Consider the following 12,784-nt stretch of genomic DNA (forward strand, 5'->3'; position numbering starts at 1 on the left):
CTTATTTCACCGTTTTCTCCCAGGCAACCTGGTCGTTGAACATGCCATTCACCATGATCTGTTCTGTCACCTTACGGAAGTGATAGCCGTAGACCGCGTAGGTGATGGCCAGCGGGAAGAGGCGTGGTTTTTTGCAGAGCGACCAGCAAATGAGTTTCCAGTAATGCCGCCGTTCCTTGCCGAGCACACCCATCAGCAGTATCGACTTGAAAAATGCCCCGATATACCCGGGCTGCAGACGATAGCGCCCCTGAGGACGGGGTTGGTACTCGCGAAAGAGATTGATGACCCGCTGATAATAGAGCTTGGGGGCGTAGATGGTGGTGAGGATGCGCTGATAGCCGGCGATGAGAACCTCCGGCCGCATGCGGGGGATGAAATTGAGATCAATGGCGGTGTTGTCACCGGACGAGGCCTTCAGCAGTCTTCCTTCGTGTTCCAGGCGCTGATAGAGTTTGGTCCCGCGCAGGGCGGAGAGCACCCCAACCATGGCGGTAACGATGCCGCTCTCCTGGATGAAACCGATCTGGCGTTCGAAGATTGTTGCCGGATCGCTGTCGAAACCGACGATAAAGCCGCCATGCACCTGCAGTCCGGTCTGCTGAATGCGCTTTACAGAAGCCAGCAGATCACGGTTCTTGTTCTGCACTTTGCCGCACTCGACGAGACCCCCCTCATGCGGCGTTTCAATGCCGATGAAGACCTCTTCGAACCCGGCCCGGACCATCAGTTCCAGCAGTTGGGGATCATCGGCGAGATCGATAGATGCCTCGGTATAAAAATAGAATGGATAGTCGCGCTCTGCCATCCAGTCAATGATCAGGGGCAGAACTTCACGTTTCAAGCGAGCCTTGTCACCAATGAAGTTATCATCGACGAAAAAGACTGCCCCATGCCAGCCGCGCACATAAAGACTCTCCAGTTCGGCGACCAGTTGGGCCGGACCTTTGCTGCGTGGCTTGCGACCGAACAGCGCGGTAATGTCGCAGAATTCACAGTCGAAAGGGCAACCTCGGCCGTACTGGATATTCATAGCCGCGTAATCCTTCATCTTCACCAGATCCCAAAGCGGAACCGGGGTCTCTTGCAGTTGTGCCCAACCCTCGGCAGAATAGATCCGCCGGGGGACGGCACGGCCTAGATCCGCCAGGAACAAAGGCAGGGATATTTCAGCCTCTCCCAGCACCAGGTGGTCGACTGCGGGGAAATCCTCCGGACACGAGGTGAACAGCGGTCCTCCGGCGACGGTTTTCACTTCCAGCCTGCGGCATTGCTCGATCACGTCATGGGCCGACTGCCGCTGGATGCTCATTGCACTGATGAAGACATAATCGGCCCAACTTAGGTCTTCGGCGGTGAGAGAGGTCACGTTCATATCAATCAACCGCTTTTCCCAGGATTCGGGCAGCATTGCCGCTACGGTCAACAACCCCAGAGGCGGGAAACTCGCCTTGCGGTTGATGAATTTCATGGCGTAGCGAAAGCTCCAGAAGGTGGCGGGATAATGTGGATAGACCAGAAGTATTTTCATTGGGACGTCCTCGTCAGGCCGAACACCGGCATTATTTGACAACCAGGTCGTTTTTCACCGAGACAACCCCTTCAACGCTACGAGCGACTTCGCCGGCTTTTTTGACGCTCTGGGCTGAATCGACAAAACCGCTTAACTGGACTTCGCCTTTGAAAGATTCAACATTGATCTGCATGCTTTTCAAGGTCGGTTCGTCAAAGATGGCGGCTTTTACTTTGGAAGTGATCACTGAGTTGTCGATATACTGGCCGGTACTTTCTCTTGTCCTAGTGGCTGAACATCCGCTGAGGGACGCGATCAGCAACAGACAGGCCAGGATTGTCATTATGCGATTCATCTTAAACATGGCGGTTTCCTTTCGATGTGTGTGTTATTCTCCGATTCGGTTTTACAGTCCAGCCAATCCCCCTGTTTTAAACGCTGCCAACGTTTTCCCTTCCTCCATGGCAACAATGGTATTGAATTTGATTTCCGGCTCAATCAAGAGCAGTTTCATCGCCCCGAGCAGAACTTTGAAATGGGCGGATCTGAGATGAGTCGCCAGAGCTTCATTGGTTTTCCACTCCTGCTCGAAGATAACAACATCTTCTGCCTCAACATCCAGGTAGCAATGGCAGCTTAAGCAGTCCTGCTCGTTGCGGATCGGTGCAAGCAGGTCACTGATGGCCTGTAAAACTTCATTGCGTTTATCTGCTGGCACCTTCATCCTGATGGTGACGTCGATCATCAGCATCCCCCTTGGACATTATGGGTCTTATAACCTTCATCTCCCCAGATTGATGGCGGGAAGTTGGCCGAAAATGCCAAAAATGTTCAGCAGCCACAAAACCACGGCAATGACCACCACGGCATTTAAAATGGTCTTTATCGATCCCGCCATAGGAATGAAGCGGTTGACGAGCCAGAGCAGAAAACCGACGATGATCAGAACCAGGATAACTTGAATCAACGGCATAAACGCATGCACCTCCCATCTTCGATAGAACGCGATGGATGCTGTGACCTAAATCCTGCCAAACAGCATCAGGATCAGGAAAATCAAGAGGATCACACCAAGTCCGCCACTTGGATAGAAACCCCATTGACGGCTGTGCGGCCAGGTCGGCAGTGCGCCCAACAGCAGCAAGAGGATGACGACGATCAGTATTGTTCCCAACATGGCGGTACTCCTTAACTGGTTTTCATCCGGAAACGGCCCTTTTCCGCTGTGGCGGTGTCAATCCGCGGGTTTTCTTGTGTGGCGTAAAGTACTACGCCTTAAGCGCAACCCCTTGATTTCCTTGCCACAACGAAAAATTGCTCGTTTTCAATCTAAAAACTTAGCCGTTGCCCTTCGGAGTTTCCGGATGGCAACTAACTGGTTTTCATCCAGGAGGTTCCGGATGAAAACTCACTGAGTGTTCCTAACCTGGTTTATTCGCAATTCACGTGCCGTAAATGAACTGTTGGTACGAAAGATCTATGTGGATGTTTTTTCATGGGAAAAGAAGAATGGGGAAGAATGAGATGTAGACAGATCCTTCATTTCCAACTGTCATATTTGACATAACCGCTAAATATAACGGTTCAGATCGTTGACCGATCCCTTGCACAGGGTCTTGCTGCTCATCTGTTCAAAAGACCCATGATTTTCCCATGCCAGACTATTCCACTGTGTGGTTGTGGACTAGCCGCAGATCAAACCCGGCGGCCCTGGATGAAACCCAGCACCAGGACAATGATTGCAATGATCAGCAGTACGTGAATAAAACCTCCCAGTGTCGTACTACTTACCAGCCCCAATAACCATAGGGCCGTGAGAGCGACAGCAACTGTCCAAAGCATATAGGTTTCTCCTCTTTAGATGGGTTCAACTTCGATCAACTCGGGCGATTCCCGGCTGCTTTTTTTGTCAGGTCTTTTTAAGCCCCATGACCAGCAGGACAATCCCGCCGACCAGTGCAACTCCGCCAACCAGCGGGGTGAGGGGGAGCGTTCTGGTTTTCTCAGCGGTCATGTGCAATGGCCCCAGATCGACGACCTTCTCTCTGCTCGTGAAGCTGATTCCCTGGTAGGTAAAAGCCGCTATTGCGACAATGATCAGAATGATGCCGATTAACGTATAGGGTTTCATTGTGTGACTCCTGAGCGCTGGCAGTTTGTTCATCGAAACCGCAGTCCACCATTGGGCTGCCGCCTCTATCAGTTTTTTGAAAAAGTCCATCCCGGGACTTTTTCAAGCTTTGTGGAGAAAAATGCGATTTTCCCCACCTCATAAAATCAATGAGTTAGAAAATCGCCATTGATTTTGATCGCCCATCCATGGGCGCGGCAGACTGTTTTTCAACAGTCTTCTATAGATCTCGCCCCCAGAATTAATTCAAATGAACTCATCTCTAACGTCAGCGTGCTCACTACTATTGTCGTTGTCGTAAGCACGCTGACTATGCAGATCAGGACGCGGGTTTACATGACAGTCATGTCATTCTGTACCGACTGGACGCCGCTAACATCACCGGCGAGCTTGGTCGCCAGGTTCTTTTCCGCAGTATTGCTGGCTTTGCCGGTAAGAACCACGACCCCGTCTGTGGTCGTGACCGCAGTCTTGAGAGCACTGGTCGAACGATGGCTGAGCAATGTTATCTTGACCAGAGCTGTGGTAGAGGCGTCGTCAAATTTGGCGCCGATCGGTTGTGACTCTTCTCCAGACATGGAGACTGTCATTTCATTGTTGACGTCCTTGACCCCGTCGATATCCTTGGCATATTCCGTAGTCAATTCCTTCTGTGCCTGGTTATCGGCAACCCCATTCAAGGTGACGATACCGTTCTTGACAGCGACTTCAGTCCCGACGCTCACGCTACGATGGTACAAGAGAGTGGTTTTTACTTTGGTCAATAGCCACGCATCAGACATTGCTTCGGGTTGTTCCCCTTTGACTTCAAGCTGGTTGTCGACACTCTTGACCTTGGGCAGGTTCGCCACGGTTTCCCCGGCCAATGTTTTGTGAGATTCCTGGGAGACGTTCCCCGTGAGGGTGACGACCCCGGCGTTGGACCGAACCTTGATATCATCGTCCTTGAGGTTGTTGGTAAACACATGGGATTCTTCGGCCGATGATTCGATTTTGCTGTCCATGTTTGCCGCCAGCACCGGACCACTGATTGTCAGCAGAACAAGCACCGCCATAATTGGAAATAAGCTTAACCATTTTGATTGCATAACTTATTTATTCCTTTGTTTATTGATGGGTTTTTACTCGACTCGACTCCACAAGCACTTATGCCTTGGAGCCCTGATTTATCTATTGATATACAATTTCGTACTGTTCTTTCTTGATGATGAAACTGTAAATGCCCTCGCAAGCTTGACTATAAAGCTAAAGCGCAAGGAGCGTGCCGAAGACGAATCTGCAAATCGACTTGTGTAAGGGGCTGGCAAGACAGGGGAAAACTAAAGATGCCCCGAGCAGATCAAGAAAAACCCGTCAGTGATAACCACCACATTTAACATTACCGTCAGATATGGCCGCTCGGCTTGATCTCTGAATAATCCAAAACTAGGGGGGATGCACGAAGGACATTTAAATTTTCTTTTTGAACTCAGGTTGCAGATAGCGCGTACTCAGCAAGATGTCCCACAGTGGTGTGGTCACACCGAAGTTGCAATCAGGGTGAAAGTGATGGATGAGGACGTGGCTCAGCCCATATGTGACGGCCGAAGGCAATGGCACCGGTCAACAGAAACGCGTAGCCGACTGGTCGCACCAATATAAAGATTCCGAACAGCCCCAGCAGTATCAGAGCCGGCAGAAGGAAGGGTACGCTGTCGTAGCCGATTGGGTTCTCATGATGGGTATGGTGTCCGTCCACCATGATCCGAATCGATCCGTGAACCATCCAGCGGTGAAAGAAATACTCAAAAAAGCTGAAAACAAACAGGCCCATCAGAAAGGTTAGTCATGCTGCGACCGGAGGGATGTCCGAATCTTGTCACCCCGCACGCTTCAACAGCGAGGCAGCTAAAATCTTTAAGCGCCCGCCATATTCAGCGGATATGTTAGATATGACGGTTATTCTCGCTCTATTAATTCTTTTTTCTTTTCAATTCCTTTGTGTAATCAGCTAGTTGTGAAAAGGACTGCGGATGAACGGCTCTGGCATGCAAGTTGCGAATTAACTTTGTTACAGATAAAGAATTATTGTGCTTAATGCGTGATTTTTTCTGATTTCCGAAAAGGATGATCGATGGGACAGTTCGCTGAGACTTCATTGGTAAAACTTTTTGATCGGAACTTTCGACGCATCCAGAAGAGGGTGGCCGACAGGCTGGAACTGCCGATTGAGATCCAGTTATGGGGCGATCATGTCTATCGACTGGGCAAAGGTGACCCGGCGATCAAGATCATGGTTGAAGACCCGAAGGGGCTCGCTGCTCTGGTGAGATTGGACGAACTGAAGATTTGTGAAGCATACATGACCGGCAGTCTGGATGTTGCCGGCGACATGCTCGGGTTTGCCAGCTTACGTGGGCTTTTGAGCGACCATCATCCTCTGCACGCCCTGTGGCAGTGGCTGACCCCATTGTTCGGTGGCCGAGTGCGGGCTGACCGAAAAGCAATAGCGGGTCATTATGACTTCAGCAACGAATTTTACCTCAAGTTCATGGACCCGACCCGCTGTTATTCACAAGCAATTTTTTCACATGACGAAGAAGCGTTAGAGACCGCCCAACGCCGTAAACTTGATTTTGCCCTCAATGCCTGTCGGCTGAAACCAGGGGATCGCGTCCTCGATGTTGGTGGTGGTTGGGGCAGTTTTACCGAACATGCCGGCCGCCGGGGTGTTCAGGTGACCTCCCTGACCATTTCCCAACAATCCGAAATCTTTATAACTGACCTGATTGCACGCCGGGAGCTTCCCTGCCGGGTATTGAATCAGGACTTTTGGGAACACTCTCCAGCAGCCCCTTATGACGGCATTGTCATTCTCGGGGTGATGGAGCACCTGCCCGACTATGCGGCCGTGTTACGTCGTCTTCAAAAGTTCCTGAAACCCGGCGGCCGTGTCTACCTTGATGCCAGCGCCTTTCGCGAAAAGTATTCCAAGCCTTCCTTCGTGTCCCGCTACATCTTTCCGGGCGACCATGCCTATTTCTGCTTGCACGCTTTTCTGGCCGAAGTGGCGAAAAGCCCACTGGATGTCCTGGAGGTCTATAACGATCGGCATAACTATTACCTCACCTGCAAATCCTGGGCTGAAAACCTGGAAACCGCCCGTGACGAAATTGTCAGGCGTTGGGGAGAGATGCTTTATCGGCGTTTTCGACTGTATCTCTGGGGGTCGGCCCAGGCCTTTCTCAGCGGCGGAATGGATGCTTACCGGGTCGTATTGGAGTTCCCTGAAAACAGCCATGCTTAAGATCCATATCGGGACCTGGTTTCCCCGCAGGGGGGATGGGCTAAAAACACAATAACAAGCCTTGGGAGGAAAGGATGACGTTGGAAAATCTCGAACTTTGGCAAGGGTCATGGACCATTAAAACTCAGCACTATCATGGAAAACTCATTATCAACGACGTTTTGAATGACGCAACAGAGGGGATTCTTGGTGGAACTCTGGTCCTTAAAAAAGGCGATCAGGATAAGCCATTCTATAATTTTCAGGTGACACTTGCGCTCGATCGGGTTGACTCTGACAAAATTGTTTTTACCGGAAGAGATCAGCGTAACGAGGAGGAAAGAAGTTATTCCATTTTGGTATTGCTGGTTCGCTACACTCAACCAAAAGGTACGGGGAATCGAGCGATTGGATATTTTCAGTTAGATGACAAACCAGACCAGGCAGAAGGGCATAAACAGCCGATTGAAGTCACGAAGGATTGAATTTTTTCTTCTTTGCCAACGAGTTTGAAAAAGGGCTTCGGGTTCGCCATGAACGACAAGAAAAAAACGAAATCCCATTTAATTCGCGAAATGACCGAGTTGCGGCTTCGGGCTGAAGAGCGGACTCGTGCCAAAACAGCTGATTTAAAGCAATCCCGGGGCGCGGATGAAATGTGCAGACTCGTCCAGGAACTTGAGGTCCACCAGGTTGAACTGGAAATGCAGAATGAGGAATTGCGCGGAGTCCAGGAAGAACTTGAGCGAGCGATAGATACCTATACAGAACTCTATGATTTTGCGCCCATCGGTTATTTCACCCTGGATGACCAGGGACTGATCCGTGAGGTCAATCTGGCCGGAGCCCAACTGCTGGGTAAAGAACGGCCAAGAGTGGTGAATAAACCATTGGCAGAATTTATTGCCGATGCAGCCGGAAAGGAGGCGTTTTCTCAACATCTTGAAAGCGTTTTGCAGATTGAGGATACACAGAAATGTGATATCAACCTCAAAGGTAAAAACGGTCGTCAGATTCATGGCCAATTCCAGAGTGTCAGGTTGTCCGCAAGGGATTGCGAAACCCCAAATGTACTGACCGCAATCGTGGATAACACGACCGCCAAGCTCGCTGCAGAGCGTTTGAAAGAAGTGAGTTTCCAGCAGCAGGCGATCCTTAATAATATTCTCGATAGCGTGTGGTTGAAGGATCTGGAGGGCAGGTATGTCATCGTGAATAATTCTTTTTGCCAAGCTCTTGCCGTAAGCCCCGAGGAGCTGCTCGGGAAGACTGATTTTGATGTTTATCCGCATCGTCAGGCGGAAAGGAATCAAAAGGTCTTCCAGACCGTCCTGGCAACCGGCAGCGGCAGTTATTACGAAGAATCACGGGTTGATCCACAAGGACAAACCACATACTTGGAGAAGACTCAATCGCCCATCTTTAATGTCGCTGGCCTGGTTATTGGTGTCATCGGCGTTGACCACGATTTCACCAACCGCAAAAATATCGAAAATTCCCTCTTTCACCAAAGCACCCATGACAGTTTGACAGGTCTCTATAACCGGGCATTTTTCGACGGAGAAATTGAACGGCTGGCGCAGGGAAGAGTGTTTCCGATCAGTGTGGTGATGGCTGATATCAACGGTGTGAAGACGGTCAATGATTCTCTGGGCCACGCGGCAGGAGACAAACTCATCCAGTTAGTGGGGCAGATAATTCACAACGCTTTCCGGGCTGAAGACATCGTGGCACGAATCGGGGGGGATGAGTTTGCCATTCTTTTACCGGGCGCAGACAAAGAGATTGCGGAAGAAGTTGTTGGCAGGATTCTAACTTGCGATAAGGTCAAAAATGGCCAGGTTGGCATTGCCTTCGGCATTGCGACCGCCGAAAATGGAGCGCAGCTGATAGACGCTTTAAAGCTTGGAGATCAGCAGATGTACCGGATGAAATTGGAACAACGAGGATCGAAGCCAACCAGACCCCCTTCCTAGGTCCAGTCAATCTTGAGAGCTGATAACGATGACTTGGAATCCCGGAGCCGCTTTGCTCCCGTACCTACCGCCTCTTGATCGCGATATCGTCGATCCCGGTCTGGACCGTCCGCTTGGGCCGCGGAGCGGGAGTATTTTTTACTGGTTGCCTGAGAGCCTTCAGTGTAAGTTTAGCCATCCAGCTACCTCCCAATACACTTGAAATCACCATAACCCATGGATAACCAGATCATGGTTCATGTGCTTCCGAATGATTTGAGGTCACAATAAGCAAGCAATGCCAACTGACTAACCGGTTTAGCCAGTCTTCACCCGGAAACGGCTCCTTTTCGTTGTAGGCGCATCAATCTGCGGACTGACTTTTGCGGCGTAACGATGCACGCCTCCGCACAAGCTCTTGATTTTCTTACCACAACGAAAAACTGCTAAACACTTGGCTAGTTGTACTGATTAAGCACTTTTTGAAGCGTTTAATAATTCAAACAATGAGGTTGAGTCCAATGTGGGCGAGTGACGACCAAGAAATCCGGCACCTGTTTGATGAGTACCTCCAACTGTATGCCTCCCGAGACGATCGCCTGACTGATTATTTTAGTGAAGATTTTTCCGGTTTTACCGGGGGTGGCGATTTCCTCGTCAAAGACCGGGCGCAATGGGTTGCGATTACCCGCCAGGATTTTGCCCAGGTTAAGGAACCGCTCCGCATTGAGCTCAAAGATCTTTCAGTCCAGTGGCTGGCTGAGACGATTGCTGTCACGACCGGTTTTTTCAAGATTCATTTGCCGATTGAAGACCACATCCTGTCGCGAGAAACGGCTCGCCTTGTGTTGATATTTCGGAAGGAAGCGCGCGGCTGGAAAATTTCCCATAGTAGCATTTCCATCCCCTATCATCTGGTTCGTGAGGGAGAAGTCTATCCACTCCAAGGGTTGGTCGAGCGCAATAAAATTCTGGAAGAGCAGGTCACTGAGAGAACGATTCAACTTTCTGCGGCAAATCATGAACTTCTGCAGACAAATGAAAAACTGGAGAAGGAGATAACCAACCACAAGCGGGCTGCGGAAGCATTGCGAGCCAGCAAAGAGCAGTTGAGCGTTCTTGTCGATACTTCGGGGGCAGGTATTATTCAGGTCTCCCCGCGAGAAATCATTGAATTCGGTAACAACCGGATAGCTGAAATGTTCGGGATGTCGGTTCTGGAATTTGTTGGTACTCCGTATCAAGATCATCTGCATGAATCTGAACAAATTATCGGTGATAACCGAATGCGCCAATTGATCGAGGGAAAGATTCCGTCTATATCGCTCGATCAGCATTATGTCCGGCAGGATGGTACCGATTTTTGGGGGCACCTGTCTTGCCGGAGACTGGAAAATTCAGATGGAAGCCTGCGCGTTCTTGCCGGAGTTATCACCGATATCACGGAACGCAAGCAGACTGAAGATGAATTGCGGAAGAGTGAAGAACGGATGCGGCTCTTCTTTGAACACCAGATTGTCGGTATGGCAATCATGTCGCCTGAACATGGCTGGCTTCAGGTGAACAATAAGTTGTGTCAGATGCTGGGGTATACCCGTGAAGAGTTAAAATCCAAATCCTGGGTAGATATTACGTATCCTGAAGATATCCCCCTGGCGACTGAAAAGTTCAATTCGCTTTTGTCCGGAGAAATAGACAACTACTCCATAGAAAAGCGAATCCTTCGTAAAGATGGTGAGATTGTCCACACCAACCTGTCCATTGGCTGTGTCCGCCACCCCGACGGCTCTGTCGATTATGTTCTCGGGCTTATTGAAGACGTTTCCGCTTATCAACTGTTAGGACTAAAACGTGAGGAAGATCAGCGGTTTTTGCAGACCATCCTGGATTCCATCTCCGACTTTATTTTCTATAAAGATCAAGATAGCGTTTTCCTTGGCTGTAACGAAGCTTATGCCTCCCGCTATATCGGAACCTCCAAAGATAAAATCATTGGCCACTCTGAAAAGGACTTTAATCCTCATTCAGAGGCGGTAGAGAAATTCATAGAATCCGATCGTCAGGTCATGGAGACCGGGCAGCCGTCAATTCTAAAACCCTGGATATCTTTGGCTGATGGGCGAAAAACCTTGGTTGAGGTACTCAAAACGCCCTTTTATGATGCGAACAAGCAGGTGGCAGGAGTCATTGGCGTCGCTCGCGACATAACCAAGCACCATTTGGCTCTTGAGGCGATTATCCGGGAAAAGGAGACCGCACAGCGCTATCTTGATATCGCTGGAGTGATGTTTTGTGCTCTGAACAGAGCTGGAGAGATCATCCTGATCAACAAAAAGGGTTCCGAAATTCTCGGTTATGGAGACAATGAACTGTTGGGCCAGAACTGGTTTGATGTATGTCTCCCCGCCTCAGCCCGCAAAAAGGCCGGAGAGGTTTTTGCTGCGCAACTCGCAGGAGAACATACTCTGGTCAAGCTCTATGAAAGTTCGATCATCAACCGAAAAGGGGAAGAACGGCTTATCGCGTTTCACCGCACATTCCTACACGATGAGGACGGCATCAGTGGCGTGTTGTTTTCCGGAGAAGACATAACCGAAAAACGGCTGATTCAGGACGAACTCCTGAAAAATCAAAAGCTGGAATCCCTCGGCGTTCTCGCGGGCGGTATTGCGCACGATTTCAATAATATTCTCACTGCTATCATCGGCAACATTTCCTTGGCTCGCAGGTCCCTTGGAAATCCCGAAAAAACGGACCGACTCCTTGGAAATGCCGAGCAAGCATCTCTGCGGGCGACCTCGCTTGCAACCCAGTTGCTGACTTTTGCGATGGGGGGAAAGCCGATTAAGCAACGGGTGTCCGTTGAACATATTCTAGAGGAAGCTCTGCTGTTGACCCTTCGCGGAACAAATATCAAAGGGATTCTTGATATCCCCGAGGCCCTTCACGCAATAGAGGCGGATGAGGGGCAATTGAATCAGGTATTCAACAACCTTTTAATCAACGCCGTGCAGGCAATGCCTGCAGGAGGATCCTTGACCGTCAAGGCGGAGAATGTCTTTCTGGGCTCCCAAAACCAGATGTTACTGCCACGGGGAGAGTACGTTCTACTGTTATTTGCAGACCAGGGTTGCGGTATTCAGGAAAATGATCTGACCAAAATATTTGATCCCTATTTTACGACCAAGTCAGGTGGAAATGGTTTGGGGCTAGCATCAGCCAGCTCAATAATAAGACGGCATGGTGGCCATATCAGTGCAACATCCACCATGGGGCAAGGAACGATCTTTCAGATCTATCTGCCGGCAACGGATGAAATTTATTCAAAAGACCAGGCTGAAACTGAGCCGCAGATGGCCGCCGCCAATTTCAGTGGTTCGATTCTCGTCATGGACGATGAGACAATGATTCTGGATATATTAACGGATATGTTGCGGCACCTGGGATTTCACGTGACAGCGTGTGAGAATGGTGCGCTGGCAGTCGCAAAATATAAAGCGGAAGTCACCTCTGGAAAACCCTTTTCGGCGGTTATTATGGACCTAACCATCCCAGGGGGAATGGGTGGAAAGGAGGCCGCGGAACAAATTCTCGCCTTCGACCCGAAAGCAAGGCTGATTGTGTCCAGTGGCTACTCGAACGATCTTATCATGTCCGACTATGGTTCCTATGGTTTTATCGGTGCGGTGACAAAACCCTACAACCTGGCTAAGTTAAGCCAGGTTCTGAGTTCAACTGGTGTCGGCAATAGAGATATTGGTCCAGAACAGAGCTCTTCTGAAGTGTAGTGGTTCCGAGTCGGGCTCCTGTCTCTCAGTACACCAACGCTGTTCAAGGTGGTCGTGCCCATTCACTTTGCCCTTGTTGCGGGGTTGTTGAACTCAGAGGTTCGTTGTTAAGCGCTTCGAAAAATTGTACAC

12 protein-coding genes are annotated in these 12,784 nt (G+C 50.0%); 4 read left to right on the forward strand and 8 right to left on the reverse strand.

Features of this window, described 5'->3' with window-relative positions:
• Window position 1: 1 nt before the first annotated feature.
• From N909_RS0115590 to N909_RS0115625, 8 genes are all read right to left on the reverse strand, one after another.
• Window positions 2-1,531, reverse strand: coding sequence for a B12-binding domain-containing radical SAM protein (locus N909_RS0115590; RefSeq protein WP_029916766.1), 1,530 nt, complete (start codon window positions 1,529-1,531; stop codon window positions 2-4).
• 31 nt (window positions 1,532-1,562) lie between these two features.
• Complete coding sequence (locus tag N909_RS0115595; protein WP_029916768.1) at window positions 1,563-1,877, reverse strand: BON domain-containing protein; 315 nt, start codon at window positions 1,875-1,877, stop codon at window positions 1,563-1,565.
• A 42-nt stretch (window positions 1,878-1,919) separates the two neighbouring features.
• The gene (locus tag N909_RS0115600) at window positions 1,920-2,258 is read right to left on the reverse strand and encodes a putative quinol monooxygenase (protein WP_051689816.1); all 339 of its coding nucleotides are present in this window, start codon (window positions 2,256-2,258) and stop codon (window positions 1,920-1,922) included.
• Between the two features lie 36 nt (window positions 2,259-2,294).
• A complete protein-coding gene (locus N909_RS0115605; RefSeq protein ID WP_029916772.1) occupies window positions 2,295-2,486 on the reverse strand; it encodes a Thivi_2564 family membrane protein in 192 nt (63 codons plus the stop codon).
• A gap of 48 nt (window positions 2,487-2,534) precedes the next feature.
• Complete coding sequence (locus N909_RS25340; protein ID WP_036683240.1) at window positions 2,535-2,690, reverse strand: DUF3309 family protein; 156 nt, start codon at window positions 2,688-2,690, stop codon at window positions 2,535-2,537.
• 518 nt (window positions 2,691-3,208) lie between these two features.
• Window positions 3,209-3,355, reverse strand: a complete 147-nt coding sequence (locus N909_RS25760; RefSeq protein WP_155005955.1) for a lmo0937 family membrane protein — start codon at window positions 3,353-3,355, stop codon at window positions 3,209-3,211.
• A gap of 67 nt (window positions 3,356-3,422) precedes the next feature.
• Entirely contained in the window at window positions 3,423-3,644 is a 222-nt protein-coding gene (locus N909_RS0115620) for a hypothetical protein (protein WP_029916779.1), read from the reverse strand.
• A 332-nt stretch (window positions 3,645-3,976) separates the two neighbouring features.
• Window positions 3,977-4,732, reverse strand: a complete 756-nt coding sequence (locus N909_RS0115625; RefSeq protein WP_029916781.1) for a BON domain-containing protein — start codon at window positions 4,730-4,732, stop codon at window positions 3,977-3,979.
• 1,025 nt (window positions 4,733-5,757) lie between these two features.
• Between N909_RS0115625 and N909_RS0115635 the strand changes: the two genes are divergently transcribed.
• The 4 genes from N909_RS0115635 to N909_RS24780 all read left to right on the forward strand — a co-directional run bounded on the left by N909_RS0115635 (window position 5,758) and on the right by N909_RS24780 (window position 12,652).
• Window positions 5,758-6,930, forward strand: coding sequence for a class I SAM-dependent methyltransferase (locus tag N909_RS0115635; RefSeq protein ID WP_029916786.1), 1,173 nt, complete (start codon window positions 5,758-5,760; stop codon window positions 6,928-6,930).
• A 74-nt stretch (window positions 6,931-7,004) separates the two neighbouring features.
• Complete coding sequence (locus tag N909_RS0115640; RefSeq protein WP_029916788.1) at window positions 7,005-7,394, forward strand: hypothetical protein; 390 nt, start codon at window positions 7,005-7,007, stop codon at window positions 7,392-7,394.
• 48 nt (window positions 7,395-7,442) lie between these two features.
• A complete protein-coding gene (locus N909_RS24775; protein WP_155005956.1) occupies window positions 7,443-8,885 on the forward strand; it encodes a sensor domain-containing diguanylate cyclase in 1,443 nt (480 codons plus the stop codon).
• Window positions 8,886-9,385: 500 nt separating this feature from the next.
• Complete coding sequence (locus tag N909_RS24780; protein ID WP_051689817.1) at window positions 9,386-12,652, forward strand: PAS domain S-box protein; 3,267 nt, start codon at window positions 9,386-9,388, stop codon at window positions 12,650-12,652.
• The last annotated feature ends 132 nt before the right edge of the window (window positions 12,653-12,784 follow it).

This window comes from Pelobacter seleniigenes DSM 18267 (assembly GCF_000711225.1).
GTDB lineage: Bacteria > Desulfobacterota > Desulfuromonadia > Desulfuromonadales > Geopsychrobacteraceae > Seleniibacterium > Seleniibacterium seleniigenes.

Coding starts and splice junctions, on each gene's coding strand:
- N909_RS25760 (WP_155005955.1), bottom strand. CDS start 3,355: ATGCTTTGGACAGTTGCTGTCGCTCTCACGGCCCTATGGTTATTGGGG.
- N909_RS24780 (WP_051689817.1), top strand. CDS start 9,386: ATGTGGGCGAGTGACGACCAAGAAATCCGGCACCTGTTTGATGAGTAC.
- N909_RS25340 (WP_036683240.1), bottom strand. CDS start 2,690: ATGTTGGGAACAATACTGATCGTCGTCATCCTCTTGCTGCTGTTGGGC.
- N909_RS0115620 (WP_029916779.1), bottom strand. CDS start 3,644: ATGAAACCCTATACGTTAATCGGCATCATTCTGATCATTGTCGCAATA.
- N909_RS0115600 (WP_051689816.1), bottom strand. CDS start 2,258: ATGATCGACGTCACCATCAGGATGAAGGTGCCAGCAGATAAACGCAAT.
- N909_RS0115635 (WP_029916786.1), top strand. CDS start 5,758: ATGGGACAGTTCGCTGAGACTTCATTGGTAAAACTTTTTGATCGGAAC.
- N909_RS0115640 (WP_029916788.1), top strand. CDS start 7,005: ATGACGTTGGAAAATCTCGAACTTTGGCAAGGGTCATGGACCATTAAA.
- N909_RS0115605 (WP_029916772.1), bottom strand. CDS start 2,486: ATGCCGTTGATTCAAGTTATCCTGGTTCTGATCATCGTCGGTTTTCTG.
- N909_RS0115590 (WP_029916766.1), bottom strand. CDS start 1,531: ATGAAAATACTTCTGGTCTATCCACATTATCCCGCCACCTTCTGGAGC.
- N909_RS0115625 (WP_029916781.1), bottom strand. CDS start 4,732: ATGCAATCAAAATGGTTAAGCTTATTTCCAATTATGGCGGTGCTTGTT.
- N909_RS0115595 (WP_029916768.1), bottom strand. CDS start 1,877: ATGTTTAAGATGAATCGCATAATGACAATCCTGGCCTGTCTGTTGCTG.
- N909_RS24775 (WP_155005956.1), top strand. CDS start 7,443: ATGAACGACAAGAAAAAAACGAAATCCCATTTAATTCGCGAAATGACC.